The sequence below is a fragment of the Snodgrassella sp. ESL0323 genome (assembly GCF_013346865.1).
Classification (GTDB): Bacteria; Pseudomonadota; Gammaproteobacteria; order Burkholderiales; family Neisseriaceae; genus Snodgrassella; species Snodgrassella alvi.
The window spans coordinates 206,899-224,443 of record NZ_JAAEDT010000020.1 but is presented as its reverse complement, the minus strand read 5'-3'; the positions used below and the strand labels follow the sequence as shown (position 1 = coordinate 224,443).

The following is a 17,545-nucleotide window of genomic DNA, read 5'->3' as shown; positions in this document are numbered from 1 at the left end:
TATAAATAAAGTGAAATTCACTATCAGGCTTTGTTTACACTAGGGAAAGTAACTGAATTAAGATATTTGTGAAATTTGTGGTTAAACCAATAGGTTATTCCGGTTAAGTACCAGAGAGAGGATATTATGAAAGTGCTGATTATGGGAGCCGGTATTGTGGGGGTAAGTACTGCATGGTATCTGGCTAAAGCAGGACATGAAGTCACTGTGCTGGAGCGCGCTGATCAGGCCGCTATGGAAACCAGTTTTGCCAATGCCGGTCAATTATCATATGGTTATACCACTCCGTGGGCAGCACCCAATATTCCGGCCAAAGCATGGAAATGGCTGTTTAAAGAACATTCCCCTTTGCTGTTTCGTCCTGATGGCAGTCTGTTTCAGCTGCAATGGCTCTGGCAGATGTACCGTAATTGTAATGCCCGAAGCTATGCCACCAATAAAGAACGCATGGTGCGGATTTCTGAGTACAGCCGTGCGATGTTACAGCAATTGCAGGCAGAAGAAAATATTCAGTTTGAAGGTCGCAGCAAAGGTACTTTACAGATTTTCCGTACAGAAAAAGAGGTTATCGATTCCCGTTCTGATATAGCTGTTTTACAGGAATTCGGTGTGCCTTTACAGGAGCTCAGCAGTGTTGCCGAATGTGTCCAATACGAGCCCGCACTGGCACATATGACCGGAAGGCTGGCCGGTGCCCTGTATTTACCACAGGACGGCACGGGTGACTGCCATTTATTTACTACTGAGCTGGCCAGAAAATGTGAAGATCTCGGTGTAAAATTCCTCTACAGACATGCTATTACTGAAATACAGCAGGATAAATGCAGTATTAAGGGTGTTATGGCCAATGGTCAGTACTTTACTGCCGACCATTATGTTTGTGCTCTGGGCTGTTTTAGTCGCAGTATGCTGAGCGGACTGGGAATTAATTTGCCGGTATATCCGGTTAAAGGTTATTCACTCACTATTCCGATTGCCGATGAAGCAAAAGCACCGGTTTCTACTGTGATTGATGAAACTTATAAAGTGGCGGTAACGCGTTTTGATAAACGTATCCGTGCCGGTGGTATGGCTGAGTTGTCTGGTTATCGTATTCATCTGAACCCCAAACGTAAAGCAACACTGGATTTGGTGGTGAATGATTTATTTCCGGATAGCTGCCGGACTTCGGAAGCTTTTTTCTGGAGCGGTCTGCGCCCGATGACACCGGACAGTACGCCGATTATTGGCACCAGCCGTTTTGTGAATCTGTCTATCAATACCGGACACGGTACGCTGGGCTGGACAATGGGGCTGGGTTCGGGAAGAATTCTGGCTGATTTGATTAGTGGTGTTAAACCGGAAATTGAAACCAGTGATTTATCGCTGGCTCGTTATGTTTAAGCAAGTTCAGAACGGTTCGGGTAAGTTTTGCTCTTATCGGCGCTTATTTTGTCCCGTTTGTCAGGGCAGACAGAAACGGTAAAATTTTTTATCATAATATTAATATATTATTAATTTATCTGATACGGCAGGCATTTAAGGTGATATATGAAATTCAGATAGAAATAATGATAAAATTTTATTACTGAAAGCTGTTGCTGCATGGCGGCTTTGCTTAAATAATGAAATTTGATAATCAGGATAACAGGGGAGCAATGATGCGTCCGTTAGTTGCGCAGATTCGTTTGAATCACTTGCGTGATAATTTTCTGGCTTTAAAGCAGATGCATGGCAGCGGAAAAATGCTGGCCGTGGTTAAGGCCAATGCTTATGGACATGGCGCTGTGCGTTGCGCGCAGGCACTGGCTGATATAGCTGATGGTTTTGCGGTAGCCTGTATCAGTGAGGCAGTGCAGTTGCGTGAAGCAGGTATACAATTACCGATCATCATGCTGGAAGGGGTTTTTGCTGCTGAAGAATATGCGCTGGCAGACCGTTACCAGTTGTGGCCTGTAGTAGGTAATTTATGGCAGCTGGAAAGCTTACTGGATTATGACTGGCAGAAACCGGTAACAGTATGGCTGAAAATGGATTCCGGTATGCACCGAACCGGCTTTTTCCCTCATGATTATGCACCTGCCTATCAGGCTCTGATTCAAAGCAGTAAGGTAGCTGATGTGGTGAAAATGACCCATTTTGCCTGTGCAGATGAGCCGATGAAAACCATGACGGCTGAACAGATTCGTACTTTTGAGCTGACCTGTGCCAATTTGCCCGGTGAAATAAGTCTGGCTAATTCAGCTGGCATAATGGCCTATCCGCAAACACAGTGCGGCTGGGGACGGGCGGGGCTGGCTCTTTATGGTATTTCGCCGATGGGTGGTGCTGATAGCCGTTTCAAGCCGGTAATGCGGCTGGTAAGTAAAGTATTCGGAGAACGGGTTTTGCAGATGGGAGAACCGATTGGTTATGGTGCCAGTTATGTCACTACCCGTTCAACCCGTGTCGGGCTGGTGGCCTGCGGCTATGCTGACGGCTATCCACGCCGTGCGGCAACAGGCACGCCGGTGGCAATTGACGGGGTACGCAGTTGTGTTCTCGGTCGGGTTTCCATGGATATGATGACAGTTCAGTTGGATGACCACCGGCAGTCACTCGGCAGTGAAGTGGAATTATGGGGCGATGTTGTTAATGTAAATGAAGTAGCCGCTGCCGCCGGAACCATTTCCTATGAGCTGCTGTGTAATGTTAAACGTGCTGAAATGGTGTATGAATAAATGGTATGGATTGTCAATTGTTGGGTAAATGTTTGGCAAGACAGAAAAATTGGTTTATAAAGATGTAATATGTTCTCAGGCAGCCTTTCAAGCTGCCTGAAGTTATTTTTTTTTGAGTTTATGATAATGGAAATAGAAACACTGAAACTGGCCAAAGATTTAATAGCACAGCCATCTGTCACGCCGGATGATCATGGTTGTCAGCCGCTGCTGATGAGCCGTCTGACAGCACTGGGATTCAATATTGAAACCTTCAGATTCGGGGAAACGGATAATTTTTATGCCGTTTACGGCCGGCAGGGGCCGCTGGTTTGTTTCGCCGGACATACTGATGTGGTACCAACCGGCGATGAAAGTCGCTGGACTTCGCCTCCGTTTACACCTGTAGAGCGTGATGGATACCTGTATGGGCGTGGTGCTGCCGATATGAAAAGCAGTATTGCAGCTTTTGTGACTGCTTGCGAACGCTTGCTGGCTCAGCAACCTGAATTGCCGTTGCGTCTGGCTTTGCTGATTACTTCTGATGAAGAGGGTGACGGACACGATGGTACCAAACGTGTGGTCGAGGTTTTAAAAGAGCGGGGAGAGCATATTGATTACTGCATTGTGGGGGAGCCTACAGCAGTTGATACACTGGGTGACATGATAAAAAACGGACGACGTGGTTCTTTGTCGGGTACGCTGCAGGTGCACGGACGTCAGGGACACATCGCTTATCCTCATCTGGCTGCTAATCCGGTACATCTGGCTGCTGCGGCACTGGCTGAGCTAACTGCCACGCACTGGGATGACGGAAATGCTTATTTTCCGCCTACCGGATTTCAGATTTCTAATATTCACGCCGGTACGGGGGCTACTAATGTGATTCCCGGAGAGCTTACCGTACAGTTTAATTTCCGGTTCTCAACGGAATCGACAGCGGAAAGTCTGCGCCGGCAGGTACATGCCATTCTGGATAAACATAATTTAAACTATGATTTGCAGTGGGTTTTGTCCGGAGAACCGTTCCTGACTGCTGCAGGACGTCTGACAACGGTAGCACAGGCTGCCATTGAGCGTGTTTGTGGTGTGAATGCTCAATTATCTACTACGGGCGGTACGTCAGACGGTCGCTTTATTAAGGCTATCGCCAGCGAATTAATAGAACTGGGTCCGGTTAATGCCACGATTCATCAGATAGATGAGTGTGTGGATATTGCCGCAATAGCTCAGTTATCGGCTATTTATGAGAATATGCTGCAACAGCTGGCACAGGCTGATTTTACTCATACTGCATAAGGAGAAACTAATGGGGATGCTGAAACAGAAACATTTTTTAAAACTGCTGGATTATACGCCGGCAGAAATTCAGACGCTGCTTGATCTGGCCGCCAGCCTGAAAGCTGAAAAGAAAAATGCAGCGGAGCAGCCGCGTCTGACTGGTAAAAATATTGCTCTGATATTTGAAAAAACATCTACCCGTACCCGTTGTGCTTTTGAAGTGGCTGCGCATGATCAGGGTGCGCATGTGACTTATCTGGACAGCAGTGGCAGCCAGATAGGGCATAAAGAAAGTATCCGTGATACTGCACGGGTTCTGGGACGCATGTATGACGCGATTGAGTATCGTGGTTACGGACAGGAAATTGTCGAGCAGCTGGCTGAATATGCCGGTGTTCCGGTGATTAATGGTCTGACCAATGAATACCATCCGACGCAAATGCTTGCTGATTTGCTTACCATGAAGGAAAACAGCAAAAAGCCTTTGAATCAGATTGCCTATGCTTATGTGGGTGATGCCCGTTACAACATGGGTAATTCTTTGCTGGTTGCCGGTGCCAAAATGGGTATGGATGTACGTATTGGTGCACCGCGGGCTTTCTGGCCGAATGACGCTCTGGTAGAACAGTGCCGCTCAATTGCAAAGCAGACCGGTGCACGGATTACATTAACTGAAGATGCAGCCGCAGCTGTTAATCAGGCTGATTTTATTCATACCGATGTATGGGTATCAATGGGAGAAGCGAAAGAAACCTGGAAAGAACGGATTGAGCAGCTCAGACCTTACCGTGTTGATGCGCGTCTGATGGCTGCCAGCAATAATCCTGAAGTGAAATTCATGCATTGTCTGCCGGCAATTCATAACCGCGATACTCAGGTAGGACAGTGGCTTTTTGATGAGTTTTCTCTGGATGGCGCCGAAGTAAGTGAAGAAGTATTTGAAAGTGTTGCTTCTATTGTTTTTGAACAGGCAGAAAACCGGATGCATACCATTAAAGCAGTATTGGTAGCATTATTAACTACCTGACCGGGGCAGGCCTGTAGTAAATGGAAAGAATAGTTATGAAAACATCCCCCAATCAGTTACCTATTAATCCGCATTATCTGGCATTATTGTTGTCAGTAATGGTGGCTATTATGCCGTTTTCCACAGATATTTATTTATCTTCTGTACCGGAAATGGCGACTTCTTTACATGCACCGATTGATCAGATTGAACGCAGTCTGGCCAGTTTCATGTTTGGTGTTGCGCTCGGACAATTGCTTGGGGGGGCAATATCCGATATTAAGGGGCGCAAAATCATTGCTATGATTGGTCTGAGTGTCTATCTGGTGTCAGCTATTGCTATTGTCTTTATTCACTCAGCCGGAGAGTTGCTGTTCTGGCGCTGGATTCAGGCACTGGGCGGCGGTATGGCCACTGTTACAGTTGGTGCAACTGTACGTGATTTCTTTCATGGCAATGAAGCCGCGAAAATGTTTGCCACCATTGGTATTATTACTCTGGCTGCACCACTGGCTGCGCCTATGCTGGGTACAGCACTGGCTGCTCTTGGCGGCTGGCGGGTTATCTTTATATTTCTGCTGGTATATGCTCTGGCCGTACTGATTTGTGTATGGCGGTTTATGCCACAGGTTAAAATGGATATTCAGCCATTGGATAGCAAAGTTTTTCGCAAGATAAAAGAAAATTTTTCAGTGGTTTTTCATGAACGCGAAGCGTTGGGATTCATGTTTTTCCAAACTGCTGCTTTTGCAGCTATGTTTGTATTTCTGACTGAATCTTCCTTTTTGTACATGAATATATATGGTCTTAGCCCGCATCAGTATTCATGGGCTTTTGGTGCCAATGTGATTACTATGATGCTGTTTAACCGGGTAACAGCCTATCGTCTGCGTACTACGCCGGCTCGCAACATTTTGCTTGGCGGTGTGCTGTTGCAGTTAAGCTGTAATTTATTATTAACCATTGTGGTATGGAGTATGGATCGTCCGCCTTTCTTCCTGTTACTGTTGCTGATTATGTTTTCCATTGGTTCACAGGGTTTGATTGGTTCCAATACTCAGGCGTGTTTCATGAGCTATTTTCGTAAAATCGGTGGCAGTGCCAATGCTGTACTGGGAACAATGCAGTTTCTGATTGCCGCTACTGTAGGCTGGCTGACTACACTGCTGCATAATGGTTCGACACATGTGATGCCGACAATGATGCTGATTTCCACCAGTTGTGGTGCCGTATTATTATGGGCTTTATCACATACCGCATGGCAAAAAAAACATAAATAATAACGGGCAGCCCGCAGTAGGCTGCCTTTTTCTTGTTTTTCTGAATAAACTATTAATAACACTACTAATTATGTCTGATAACGATAAACTCAAACCACACCGCGATGCTATAGACCGGATTGACAGTGAAATTCTGCGCTTATTAAACCAGCGAGCCACTCATGCTCAGGCCATTGGTACATTAAAGGGGGAAGGCATAGTGTACCGTCCTGAACGTGAAGCAGTTGTTTTACGCCGGATTCAGGAACAAAATCCGGGGCCGTTGTCCGGTCAGGCAGTTGCACGTTTACAGCGGGCGATTATGAGTGAATGTCTGGCACTGGAACGACCGTTAACTGTCGCTTATCTCGGACCTAAGGGTACATTTACCGAACAGGCTGCTATTAAACATTTCGGTCAGGCTGCACAGACACATCCGTGTACTTCAATTGATGAATGTTTCCGTCTGGTCGAAGCGCAGCAGGCCGATTATGTGGTTACACCTGTCGAAAACTCTACTGAGGGGTCGGTGGGGCGCAGTCTCGACCTGTTATTAACCACGCCTTTGAAAGCTTGTGGTGAAGTCAATCTGCGCATTCATCATCAGCTACTGCGTGCTGTAGCATCGCAACAGGATATCACTAAGGTTTATGCACATGCTCAGGCACTATCACAATGCCGGAACTGGCTGGATAAAAACCTGCCGGAGCAGGTAGCCCGGATAGCTGTTGCCAGTAATGCAGAAGCAGCACGACTGGCTGCCGCAGACAGTAGTGCTGCAGCCATTGCCTCACTGATGGCTGCCGATTACTATCAGCTACAGATACTGGCTCAGAATATCGAAGATGAACCAAATAATACTACCCGTTTTCTGGTATTAGGACGGAATATCACGACCAGCAGCGGTAAAGATAAAACGTCACTGGTTGTGGCTGCGCCAAATAAAGCTGGTGCCATGCATGATTTACTTCAGCCTTTTGCAGATCATCAGGTATCTATGACAAAACTAGAAAGTCGCCCCAGCCGTGGTGGTTTGTGGGAATATGTGTTTTTTATCGATATTGAAGGTCATCAGCAGAATGAGGATGTGGCAGCTGCATTGGCTGTCTTGCAACAGCGTTCAGCTTTTCTGAAAATAATTGGTTCTTATCCGCAGGCTGTGATTTAAATGCAAAGTTAATATTTATCTGAAGCAGATACCATTGACTGCTGGCATGGAGATAAAACAAATATGAAAAATATTGTTGTATATTGTGGTTCTAATCTGGGGCAGAACAAAGCTTATTTCGACGCAGCTCAGCAGCTGGGACAGGAAATGGCTCAGCAGGGATACCGTCTGGTTTATGGTGGCGGCAATATTGGTCTGATGGGTACGATTGCTACTGCTGTACTAGAACATGGTGGTGAAGTTATTGGTGTTATTCCGAGTTTTCTGAAAAATCTGGAAGGTGCGCATCCGGGGTTAACCGAATTGTATGAAACCACCAATATGACCGAGCGCAAAAATAAAATGATTGAACTGGCTAACGGCTTTATTGCCATGCCCGGCGGACTGGGAACTTATGAAGAACTGTTTGAAGTTCTCTCACAAGCTCAGCTGAAACTGCATCCTCATCCTATAGGAATTCTGAATGTAGCCGGTTTCTTTGATCCCTTAATTCAAATGCTGCAAAATACAGTCACTGCCGGTTTTATGCCGCCGGAAAACATGGATTTACTTTGTCAGTCCGCCAAACCAGCGGAGCTGCTGGAACAAATGCGCCTCTGGCAGCCGCGTGATGCAGTTAAATGGGTTACTCCCCAATGGGCGCAGCAAACCAGAGAAACTTTATGCTGACCTTAGCTGTTCTTAATCACCTTATCCAGCAGAATGTGGAACTTAAAGTGCGCTGGCAGCAATACCGGCAACGGGTTGTAGTGCTGGTGTTGCCTATGCTGACTCTTAAAGGGCGCATTGATGATCAAGGATTCTGGCAGGAAGATTCTGCAGAAGCTGAAGCCACCATTATTATCGCTCCGACAGCTCTGACTAAAATGCTCAGTGGTGTACAGCCGGGAGTAGGTGACGTACAAATTACTGGTGACCGTACCCTGGGTATGGCGATTTTGCCGCTTATACAGGCATTGCAGTATGACTGGCGTGACGATCTGGCCAGACTGCTTGGTGATGCTGTGGGCGGAAAAGTGGCGCTGGAACTGGAGAGTCTCTATCAGCAAGGCTACGCTATTGGTCAGAATATTGCAGCACAGGTTACAGATTATGCACAGGAAAGTGATGCGATTGTGGTCGGGCAGAAGCAATTACAACGTTTTTCTGCTCAGGTCGAGACATTACGTGATGATACAGCCCGACTGGCCGCCCGAATTTCCCGCTTGCAGCAGAAAACTGACTAATATTCCGGCACGTGAGTGGTTTATGAGCCGTTACTGTAGCAGAGAAACGGCTCTGGTATAATTTCAACGATTTTTACTAGATTCTAACGATACATCAATCATGACAAAACAACGCAAAATACTGGTTACTTCAGCCTTGCCCTATGCAAACGGTAATATTCATCTGGGACATATGGTTGAACATATTCAGACTGATATCTGGGTGCGTTTCCAGAAAGCCCGCGGACATGAATGCTATTATGTCTGTGCAGATGATACGCATGGTACGCCGGTCATGCTGGCGGCACAGAAACAGGGAATAACACCGGAAGAAATGATTACTCAGGTACGTCAGAATCATCTGGCCGATTTTACCGGCTTTGGTATTGGCTATGATAATTATTACAGTACACACTCACCTGAAAATGAAGCTTTATCACGCAGCATTTATCTGGCTTTAAAAGCCAATGGAAAAATTGAAAGCCGTACTATTGAGCAATTATTTGATCCGGAAAAGAATCTGTTTCTGCCCGATCGTTTTGTTAAAGGTGAATGTCCGAAATGTCATGCACAGGATCAGTATGGTGATAATTGTGAAGTATGTGGCACTACTTATAGTCCTACCGAACTGATTAAACCGTATTCTGCTATTTCCGGCGCTACTCCTGTGCTGAAAGAATCTGAGCATTTCTTCTTTAAACTCGGAGAATGTGCGGATTATCTGAAACAGTGGACTGCCGGCAGCACCCGGCTGAAAAATGGTCGTGAGCAGCCGCATTTACAGGCAGAAGCCCTGAATAAAATGAATGAATGGTTGCAGAATGATAGCCTGAGTGACTGGGATATCAGTCGTGATGCGCCTTATTTCGGCTTTGAAATTCCGGATGCTCCCGGTAAATATTTTTATGTGTGGCTGGATGCACCTATCGGCTACATGGCATCATTTAAAAACCTGTGTGAACGTCTGGGCATTGATTTTGATCAGTGGTTTTGTGCAGATACTGATACTGAAATGTATCATTTCATTGGTAAGGATATTTTATATTTTCATGCATTATTCTGGCCGGCTACTTTGCAATACGCCAATCTGCGGACACCAACAGGCATATTTGCACACGGTTTTCTCACGGTAGACGGACAGAAAATGTCTAAATCACGCGGTACTTTTATCACAGCCCGTTCCTATCTTGAGCAACGACTGAATCCCGAATGGCTGCGTTATTATTTTGCAGCCAAACTCAATAGCAGAATTGAAGATCTGGATTTAAATCTGAATGATTTTATCGCCCGGGTTAACAGTGATTTAGTTGGTAAATACATAAATATCGCCGCACGTGCTGCCGGATTCATCAGCAAACGCTTTCAGGGAACACTGGCTGATGTTAGCAACAGCGAGCTATTGCCACAGCTACAGGCACAAAGTGAAAATATTGCTGCCAGCTTTGAAGCACGTGAGTATGCGCGTGCCTTACGTGAAATCATGGCATTAGCTGATGTGGTCAATGAGTATGTCGATGCCAACAAACCATGGGAGCTTGCACGACAGGAAGGACAAGAGGCACGTTTACAGCAAGTATGCAGTGAGCTGATTAATGCTTTCCGTATTCTGACCGTATATATGTCTCCAGTATTGCCGAAGCTTGCTGCAGAAGCAGCCGCTTTTCTGAATGTAGTGCCATTAAGCTGGGCTGATAGTACAACCTTATTACCTGAAGGTCATCACATCAATGCATATCAGCATCTGATGCACCGGGTGGAACAGAAACAAATTGATGACCTGATTGCCGCGAATCAACAGAATATTCAGACAGTTGAGACTGCTGCTGAAACAAAGTATGAGCCTGTGGCAGATACGGCTTCATTTGATGATTTTATGAAAATCGATATGCGTGTTGCCAAAGTGTTGACATGCGAAAAAGTCGAAGGCAGTAGCAAACTGCTTAAATTTCAGCTTGATCTTGGTTTTGAGCAGCGCACAATATTCTCTGGTATTGCCGCCAGCTATCCTAAACCAGAAAAACTGGCCGGAAGAATGGTCATTGTGGTAGCCAATTTTGCGCCGCGTAAAATGGCAAAATTTGGCATGTCTGAAGGAATGATTACTTCAGCTGCCGGTAATGGCAAACTATTTTTACTGGATGTGGATAGTGGGGCTGAACCGGGTATGAAAGTCGGCTGATTATCTTGCTGAAAAACCAGACCAGCTAATATTGCTGGTCTGGTTTTTTATTTATGAATCAAAAAAGTGATGAGATGGTTAATCTCATCACTTGGTATAAGGAAATCAGATTTCTGTAAGCAGAATTTGAAGCTGTATGAAGTGCTTATTTCAGTACTTCATGTAAACGTTCTTCATCAAGGCTTTTTTCCCAGCGCGCAACCACAATAGTGGCACAGGCATTACCTACCAGATTAGTCAAAGCACGACACTCAGACATGAATCGGTCAATACCCAGAATCAGCGCCATTCCTTCCACCGGTACAGAAGGTACTACCGATAAGGTCGCAGCCAGGGTGATAAATCCTGCTCCTGTTACACCTGCGGCGCCTTTTGAACTTAACATGGCAACCAGTAACAGCAGTATTTGCTGTTCCAGTGTCAGATCAATATTACATGCTTGTGCAATAAATAACGCCGCCATGGTCATGTAAATATTGGTACCGTCTAAATTAAACGAATAACCGGTTGGTACTACCAGTCCGACAATTGATTTCTTGCAGCCGGCTTTTTCCATTTTCTGCATCAGTGTGGGCAGAGCGGCTTCAGATGAACTAGTACCCAGTACCAGTAACAGCTCTTCCTTAATGTATTTGACCAGCTTGATAATCGAAAAACCGTTATAACGGGCTACAGCACCCAGAACAATCAGAATAAACAGAACGGAAGAAATATAAAAAGTCAGAATCAGATAGAGCAGATTACCAATAGAACTAATACCGTATTTACCTATGGTAAAAGCCATGGCGCCAAATGCACCTATCGGGGCTGCACGCATCAGAATAGATACCATTTTGAAAACAGGCGCCGATAAATCCTGAAAAATATTAATCAGCGGGCGGGCTTTTTCACCAATCAGTGCCAGTGAAATACCGAACAGAATAGCAATAAACAGAGTTTGCAGAATATTGCCATTAGTTAGCGGGCTCATGGCTGTAGTCGGAATAATATCCATCAGAAAGCCGGTCAGGCTGGATTCATGGGATTTCTGCACATATTCGTGTACCTTGGCACTTTGCAGTGAGCTCGGGTCAATATTCAGACCATGTCCCGGCTGGGCAATATTGGCCACGACCAGCCCGATAGCCAGTGCCAGAGTAGAGAAAGTAAGAAAGTAAACCATAGCCTTGCCAGCGACCCGCCCCATGGTTTTCATATTGGTCATCTCGGCGATGCCGGTTACCACGGTAAGAAAAATAACTGGGGAGATGATCATTTTCACTAATTTGATGAATGCATCACCTAAAGGTTTCATGCTTTCGCCAACAGTAGGGAAAAAGTTGCCAAGTAAGATACCAATAATAATGGCAATAATTACCTGTACATATAGGATCTGATACCAGCGCTGTTTTTTCGGTGGTGGATTCATTTCCTCAATTTCGAGTGGTAACATGTTTACCTTTCAATGGGTTGTGTTTAAAGGCTACAGTTTTTTAACGTTATTATGTAGTAGGATGTAACATAATTGGCTGATTATAAAGCCTACATAACTTAACAGAAAAGCATTATTAATTACTAAATAAGAACCATGAGACAAAAGGATGTATGATAAGAAAATTTTTTATAGAAAAATAGATGGTTGTATTAGGAATTGACGATAATTTTCTATCGTGTTTTTAGAAGTAAAAAATAATTTATATTATTTAATTTAAAATAATTTCATTCAAAATAAATTTATTTTAGTTATAAAAAACCGTCTGCTTGAAATAAGCAGACGGTTTTTAAAATATGGTCGGAGTGAAAGGATTCGAACCTTCGACCCCCTCGTCCCGAACGAGGTGCGCTACCGGGCTGCGCTACACTCCGAAAGAAGTTGTGCATTATAGGCAGCGGCGAGGACATTGACAAGAGTGAAGCGCAAATTAATTTCAAAAAATATCAGTTACAATTATCCGGCATAAACCACAAACAGACATGGTCTTTTTTTCAGCTGTGGCAATGCCGGTATTTTTCGCCATGCTGCAATATTCTGGCTGATAATAGTCTGGGTCGGCATAGTTAAATCTGCGGCAATACACAAACGGGTTTCAGAATGTAAAGTTGCTATGGCATCAGCCAGTAAAGCATCATTACGGTAAGGCGTTTCAATAAAAAGCTGGGTTTCATTTTCCTGTCGTGAGCGCTTTTCCAGAGTATGCAAACATTCAATACGTGCGTTTTTTTCAGCAGGCAGATAACCCTTGAAAGCAAAACACTGTCCGTTGGCGCCAGAAGCCATCAGCGCTAACATGATACTGGACGGTCCCACGAGCGGCATGACAGTGAACCCGGCCTGATGTGCCAGTGCCACCAGCTGGGCTCCCGGGTCTGCAACAGCCGGACAGCCGGCTTCGCTGAGTAATCCCATGTTGCGACCGGCCTGCAAAGGTTGTAATAACTTAGCAATATCCTGCTCAGGAGTGTGTTCATTTAAAGTGCACAGATTCAGCTCACGAATCGGTGTTTGCACACCGAAGGCTTTTAAATGAGCCCGTGCTGTTTTTTCTGCTTCAACAACAAAGTCGGTCAGGTTAACAATGCATTTTTGTTCATGCGCAAGTAGACAGGGTGTATCTGCATTTCCCAGTGGTGTCGGGATAAGATAGAGTATAGGACTGCTCATAAAATATTCATTCCTTCTGCCAGCAAAAAATCCACCAGACGAAAAACCGGTAAACCAATCAGTGCATTCGGATCGGTGCTTTCGATGCGTTTAATTAGTAAAGCGCCCAATCCTTCACTTTTTGCCGCGCCGGCACAATGTACAGCATCCGGTTCACGACTCAGATAATGCTTAATCTGCGCATCAGTCAGCGAACGCATTATGACGCGTGTTTCATCAACATGCTGATGCATGCAGTTTTCAGCAGCGTTCAGTACCGTAAGTGCACTGTAAAATATCACTTGCTGACCACTCAGATAGTGTAACATCTGTTGTGCTTTTGTTACGGTTAATGGTTTGCCCAGTTGCTGCTCGCGACATAACGCAACCTGATCGCAACCAATAATCAGAGCATTCGGATAAAGACCGGTTAGGGAGTATGCTTTGCCGCTGGCCAGACGCAATGCTGTTTGTGGTGCGGTTTCTGCAGGAAGCGGTGTTTCCTCAAAATCAGGTTTAACCGCTTCAAAAGGGATATTTAACTGCTGAAGCTGTTGCTGGCGAAAACGGGAGCTGGAAGCCAGAATCAACTTTCTCTCTCTCGGCATAAGTGCGAACTCATTGACATTATAAAGTTTAAATTATATCATCCGCCGTTTATGTTAGACCCTATTTTGATTGACACGGCCACGTTCACATGTGAACGGCAGCAACGCAGCGGTCAATTGCAGCTTCAGGCACTTGACCGGCGGGTTTGGTCGCATGAGCTTTTAGCGCAACGCGAAGGCATTATCCGGTATCAGGTTAGTGGTGGTATTGACCGCTGGCAGCGTCCTTTTCTCGATATCAGTGTGGAAGGTCAGCTGGAGCTGGTGTGTCAGCGCTGTTTACAGGCCGTTTCCTGGGCGCTGAATGACCAATCGCGTGTAGTGCTGTTTACCAGCGAACAGTTGCTGGACGAGGCCATGGCCGCTGATGAAACGCTTGAAGGCGCGGTATGGAGTGCAGAATATAACCTTACTGCACTGCTGGAAGAGCAGATTTTAATGGCTATTCCGGTTGCACCGCGACATGAAGACTGTGATCACACTCTGGCAACCCAAACCAATCAAGACTCAGGTAATCCTTTTGCCAGACTGGCAGGACTGAAAAGCGGCCACTAACGAATTAACTTACATTACCCAGGAGCTTTAACATGGCAGTACAACAAAACAAAAAATCCCCTTCAAAACGTGGTATGCACCGTTCACATGATGGTCTGACCGCTGTACAGGTTTCTACTGATACCACTACCGGTGAAGTACACCTGCGTCACCACATCTCTCCAAACGGTATGTACCGCGGACGTAAAGTAGTCAAAGCCAAAGGTGAATAATTCACACCTTTGATTATTCAATACGTATGAAAGCCAGACATTGCATCTGCAATCACTGGCTTTTTTGTATCCAATATTAGCAGAGTCATTATCCTGCTAAAATAAACTGCTTCCACTTTCCCGGCAGCCTCAATGGCCTGCTTTACACTGACTCGGGTTTCCCATGAAAAAAATCTGGTATAACTACGAAGACATACATCGTGCCATTAAACAGCTGGCAGAAAAAATTCAGAAATCAGAGCATTCATTTGATGCAATGATCGCTATCGGTGGTGGTGGATTTATTCCGGCACGTATATTGCGTAGCTTTTTGAATATTCCTGTATATACCGTTACTTTGTCTTATTATGATGTTAACGACTGCCCGACTGACCAGCCGCAGAAAATACAGTGGACCAATGGTTTTGACGAAAAATTAAAAAACAAAAAACTACTGATTGTTGATGAAGTGGATGACAGCCGGGCTACGCTCGAATACTGTATTCGCGAATTACAGTATGAAGGATTCCAGCATCTCGGGGTAGCAGTACTGCATGAAAAGCGCAAACCCAAAAAAGGGGTATTGCCGGCAGATTTACCTTTTTATAGTGCAATACAGGTTGATGACTGGTGGATTAACTATCCTTGGGATGCGCTTGATATTGATGAGCACTATGAGCATGTTGCAGCCCAAGCTACATCAGAGGCATGATCTATGACCCTGAAAACTATTGCTGTAGATGCCATGGGCGGCGATTTCGGTCTGGATATAACCATTCCGGGAGCGCTGACATTTTTACAGCAGCAAACTGACGCTGCACTGATTCTGGTTGGTGATGAAACCAAAATCAGAAATGCATTAAAAAAAGCTAATGCTTCCATGGAGCGGATTACCATTTGTCCGGCCAGTGAAGTGGTAGGCATGGATGAAGAACCGACTTCTGCGCTCAAGAATAAAAAAGATTCTTCGATGCGTGTGGCCATCAACCAGATTAAAGAAGGTCTGGCACAGGCAGCTGTATCGGCCGGCAATACCGGAGCACTGATGGCAACTGCCCGCTTTGTATTGAAAACCATTGATGGTGTTGATCGTCCGGCAATTGCTAAATTCCTGCCCGGACGCAATAATCATATGACACTGGTACTGGATCTGGGTGCCAACGTCGATTGCAGCAGCACCCAGCTTTTGCAGTTTGCTATTGTTGGTAGCCAGCAGGTGGCGGCACTGTTTCCTGAAAATACGCAGCCAAGAGTAGGTTTACTTAATGTCGGTACCGAAGACATCAAGGGTAATGCGGCTGCTAAAGAAACTCATCAGCTTTTACAACGCAGTGATCTGAATTTTGTCGGCAATGTTGAAGGTAATTCTATTTTTACAGCTGAAGTTGATGTGCTGGTAGTTGATGGTTTTACCGGTAATGCAATGCTCAAAAGTATCGAAGGAGCGGTAAAATTTGCTGGTTCAGTTGTTAAAGAAGAGTTTACCCGCAGCTGGTTTAATAAACTGGCCGCATTAATTGCATTACCAACATTAAAGGGATTTAAGCGGCGTCTTGATCCGCGGCGTTTTAATGGTGCCATTTTTCTGGGATTACGTGGTGTCGTAATTAAAAGCCATGGCGGTACGGATGCTACAGGTTTCTGTTTTGCCCTGCAGGAAGCTTATAAAGCCATTAAGGCAGATTCAATCACTAAAATCCAGGCCGGTGTTGTACGTCAGCTGGCTGCACTGGAAGAATAAATCACCTTGTTGCAAAGGCAGACAAGTCAAACGACTTTGTTTTAAAATATGCTCTTTGCCGTAAATTAAAGATTATGCCATGCTGAATGCCCATATTCTGGGTACAGGCAGTTACCTGCCTGCACGCCGCCTGACTAATGATGACCTGAGCAAATTTGTTGATACCTCGGATGAGTGGATTGCAACGCGTACCGGTATCAAAGCACGGCATATTGCCGCAGAAAATGAACAGACCAGTGATATGGCTGTTTCTGCAGCACAGATTGCGCTGGCCGACGCAGGCATTGATGCCAATGAAATTGATCTCATTATTGTGGCTACCTCAACTGCGGATATGACATTTCCTGCTACTGCCTGCATTGTGCAGAATAAACTGGGCATTTCCGGCTGTCCGGCATTTGATGTTCAGGCAGTCTGTGCCGGATTCATGTATGCCATGGCTACTGCCAATGCTTATATTAAAAGCGGTATGGCCAGTAAGGCACTGGTTATCGGTGCGGAAACATTCAGTCGTCTGCTTGACTGGAGTGACCGGCGTACCTGTGTGTTGTTTGGTGACGGTGCCGGTGCAGTTATTCTGGGGGCTTCCGAACAGGAAGGCGGTATCATCCATACCAAATTACAGGCTGATGGTAATTACAGTCATATTCTGCAAACACCGGGAAAAATTGCAGCAGGAAAAATTGAAGGTTCACCCTATCTGTATATGGACGGGCAGGCTGTCTATAAGTTTGCAGTAAAAGCGCTGGCCAATATTGCAAAAGAAGTCATTGATCAATCCGGTTTACAGCCGTCTGATATAGACTGGATTATTCCGCATCAGGCCAATCTGCGCATTATCGAATCTACTGCACGCCATCTTGGTGTATCAATGGATAAAGTTATTGTTACCCTTGCTGAGCAGGGCAATACTTCTGCTGCCTCTATTCCGCTGGCACTGGATGAGGGAATTAAATCCGGTCGGATCAGGCGCGGTCAGACCTTGTTGCTTGAAGGTATCGGAGGTGGTTTTGCCTGGGGTGCGGTTACCTTAAAATATTAATATTGTTCCTAT

The 17,545-nt window shown here is 45.4% G+C and carries 17 protein-coding genes and 1 tRNA gene; 14 read left to right on the top strand and 4 right to left on the bottom strand.

All coding sequences use genetic code 11. The features are described 5' to 3' along the window. The first annotated feature begins 126 nt into the window (after positions 1-126). The 9 genes from GY065_RS09670 (at position 127) to metG (ending at position 10,776) form a co-directional block, all read left to right on the top strand. Positions 127-1,383, top strand: coding sequence for a D-amino acid dehydrogenase (locus tag GY065_RS09670; protein WP_174833940.1), 1,257 nt, complete (start codon positions 127-129; stop codon positions 1,381-1,383). 257 nt (positions 1,384-1,640) lie between these two features. Then, the gene (gene alr / locus GY065_RS09665; RefSeq protein ID WP_174834008.1) at positions 1,641-2,699 is read left to right on the top strand and encodes an alanine racemase; all 1,059 of its coding nucleotides are present in this window, start codon (positions 1,641-1,643) and stop codon (positions 2,697-2,699) included. Between the two features lie 120 nt (positions 2,700-2,819). Continuing rightward, positions 2,820-3,977 carry a succinyl-diaminopimelate desuccinylase gene (gene dapE / locus GY065_RS09660; protein WP_174833939.1) on the top strand — a complete coding sequence of 386 codons (1,158 nt, stop codon included), beginning with the start codon at positions 2,820-2,822 and terminating at the stop codon, positions 3,975-3,977. 10 nt (positions 3,978-3,987) lie between these two features. Beyond that, positions 3,988-4,986 (top strand): ornithine carbamoyltransferase, encoded by a 999-nt coding sequence (gene argF, locus GY065_RS09655; protein WP_370521180.1) that lies wholly within the window; start codon positions 3,988-3,990, stop codon positions 4,984-4,986. A gap of 35 nt (positions 4,987-5,021) precedes the next feature. Continuing rightward, positions 5,022-6,245, top strand: a complete 1,224-nt coding sequence (locus GY065_RS09650; protein ID WP_025331352.1) for a multidrug effflux MFS transporter — start codon at positions 5,022-5,024, stop codon at positions 6,243-6,245. A gap of 70 nt (positions 6,246-6,315) precedes the next feature. After that, on the top strand, positions 6,316-7,392 hold the full coding sequence (gene pheA, locus GY065_RS09645) for a prephenate dehydratase (RefSeq protein WP_037393084.1): 1,077 nt from the start codon (positions 6,316-6,318) through the stop codon (positions 7,390-7,392). A 63-nt stretch (positions 7,393-7,455) separates the two neighbouring features. Next, complete coding sequence (locus GY065_RS09640; protein WP_025331350.1) at positions 7,456-8,061, top strand: TIGR00730 family Rossman fold protein; 606 nt, start codon at positions 7,456-7,458, stop codon at positions 8,059-8,061. After that, positions 8,055-8,618, top strand: a complete 564-nt coding sequence (locus tag GY065_RS09635; protein WP_174833938.1) for an SCP2 domain-containing protein — start codon at positions 8,055-8,057, stop codon at positions 8,616-8,618. The genes GY065_RS09640 and GY065_RS09635 overlap by 7 nt, the downstream gene beginning before the upstream one ends. Positions 8,619-8,718: 100 nt before the next feature. After that, entirely contained in the window at positions 8,719-10,776 is a 2,058-nt protein-coding gene (gene metG, locus GY065_RS09630) for a methionine--tRNA ligase (protein WP_174833937.1), read from the top strand. Between the two features lie 145 nt (positions 10,777-10,921). Here the strand turns inward: metG and GY065_RS09625 are convergent, their stop codons facing one another. From GY065_RS09625 to GY065_RS09610, 4 genes are all read right to left on the bottom strand, one after another. Next, positions 10,922-12,208, bottom strand: coding sequence for a dicarboxylate/amino acid:cation symporter (locus GY065_RS09625; RefSeq protein ID WP_078475366.1), 1,287 nt, complete (start codon positions 12,206-12,208; stop codon positions 10,922-10,924). 336 nt (positions 12,209-12,544) lie between these two features. Continuing rightward, a tRNA-Pro gene (locus tag GY065_RS09620) sits at positions 12,545-12,621 on the bottom strand. 82 nt (positions 12,622-12,703) lie between these two features. After that, complete coding sequence (locus GY065_RS09615) at positions 12,704-13,417, bottom strand: SAM-dependent methyltransferase (protein WP_174833936.1); 714 nt, start codon at positions 13,415-13,417, stop codon at positions 12,704-12,706. Then, a complete protein-coding gene (locus GY065_RS09610; protein WP_037474754.1) occupies positions 13,414-14,004 on the bottom strand; it encodes a nucleoside triphosphate pyrophosphatase in 591 nt (196 codons plus the stop codon). The genes GY065_RS09615 and GY065_RS09610 overlap by 4 nt, the downstream gene beginning before the upstream one ends. A 51-nt stretch (positions 14,005-14,055) precedes the next feature. Here GY065_RS09610 and GY065_RS09605 point away from each other — a divergent pair, with 51 nt between their 5' ends. The 5 genes from GY065_RS09605 (at position 14,056) to GY065_RS09585 (ending at position 17,533) form a co-directional block, all read left to right on the top strand. Then, a complete protein-coding gene (locus tag GY065_RS09605) occupies positions 14,056-14,559 on the top strand; it encodes a DUF177 domain-containing protein (protein ID WP_174833935.1) in 504 nt (167 codons plus the stop codon). A gap of 32 nt (positions 14,560-14,591) precedes the next feature. Beyond that, positions 14,592-14,771 carry a 50S ribosomal protein L32 gene (gene rpmF, locus GY065_RS09600; RefSeq protein WP_025331343.1) on the top strand — a complete coding sequence of 60 codons (180 nt, stop codon included), beginning with the start codon at positions 14,592-14,594 and terminating at the stop codon, positions 14,769-14,771. A gap of 163 nt (positions 14,772-14,934) precedes the next feature. After that, the gene (locus tag GY065_RS09595) at positions 14,935-15,462 is read left to right on the top strand and encodes a phosphoribosyltransferase (protein WP_174833934.1); all 528 of its coding nucleotides are present in this window, start codon (positions 14,935-14,937) and stop codon (positions 15,460-15,462) included. 9 nt (positions 15,463-15,471) lie between these two features. Further along, positions 15,472-16,491 carry a phosphate acyltransferase PlsX gene (gene plsX, locus GY065_RS09590; RefSeq protein WP_037474763.1) on the top strand — a complete coding sequence of 340 codons (1,020 nt, stop codon included), beginning with the start codon at positions 15,472-15,474 and terminating at the stop codon, positions 16,489-16,491. Between the two features lie 79 nt (positions 16,492-16,570). After that, complete coding sequence (locus GY065_RS09585) at positions 16,571-17,533, top strand: beta-ketoacyl-ACP synthase III (protein ID WP_025331341.1); 963 nt, start codon at positions 16,571-16,573, stop codon at positions 17,531-17,533. Positions 17,534-17,545: the final 12 nt, after the last annotated feature.

Coding starts and splice junctions, on each gene's coding strand:
- GY065_RS09670 (WP_174833940.1), top strand. CDS start 127: ATGAAAGTGCTGATTATGGGAGCCGGTATTGTGGGGGTAAGTACTGCA.
- alr (WP_174834008.1), top strand. CDS start 1,641: ATGCGTCCGTTAGTTGCGCAGATTCGTTTGAATCACTTGCGTGATAAT.
- dapE (WP_174833939.1), top strand. CDS start 2,820: ATGATAATGGAAATAGAAACACTGAAACTGGCCAAAGATTTAATAGCA.
- argF (WP_370521180.1), top strand. CDS start 3,988: ATGGGGATGCTGAAACAGAAACATTTTTTAAAACTGCTGGATTATACG.
- GY065_RS09650 (WP_025331352.1), top strand. CDS start 5,022: ATGAAAACATCCCCCAATCAGTTACCTATTAATCCGCATTATCTGGCA.
- pheA (WP_037393084.1), top strand. CDS start 6,316: ATGTCTGATAACGATAAACTCAAACCACACCGCGATGCTATAGACCGG.
- GY065_RS09640 (WP_025331350.1), top strand. CDS start 7,456: ATGAAAAATATTGTTGTATATTGTGGTTCTAATCTGGGGCAGAACAAA.
- GY065_RS09635 (WP_174833938.1), top strand. CDS start 8,055: ATGCTGACCTTAGCTGTTCTTAATCACCTTATCCAGCAGAATGTGGAA.
- metG (WP_174833937.1), top strand. CDS start 8,719: ATGACAAAACAACGCAAAATACTGGTTACTTCAGCCTTGCCCTATGCA.
- GY065_RS09625 (WP_078475366.1), bottom strand. CDS start 12,208: ATGTTACCACTCGAAATTGAGGAAATGAATCCACCACCGAAAAAACAG.
- GY065_RS09615 (WP_174833936.1), bottom strand. CDS start 13,417: ATGAGCAGTCCTATACTCTATCTTATCCCGACACCACTGGGAAATGCA.
- GY065_RS09610 (WP_037474754.1), bottom strand. CDS start 14,004: ATGCCGAGAGAGAGAAAGTTGATTCTGGCTTCCAGCTCCCGTTTTCGC.
- GY065_RS09605 (WP_174833935.1), top strand. CDS start 14,056: ATGTTAGACCCTATTTTGATTGACACGGCCACGTTCACATGTGAACGG.
- rpmF (WP_025331343.1), top strand. CDS start 14,592: ATGGCAGTACAACAAAACAAAAAATCCCCTTCAAAACGTGGTATGCAC.
- GY065_RS09595 (WP_174833934.1), top strand. CDS start 14,935: ATGAAAAAAATCTGGTATAACTACGAAGACATACATCGTGCCATTAAA.
- GY065_RS09585 (WP_025331341.1), top strand. CDS start 16,571: ATGCTGAATGCCCATATTCTGGGTACAGGCAGTTACCTGCCTGCACGC.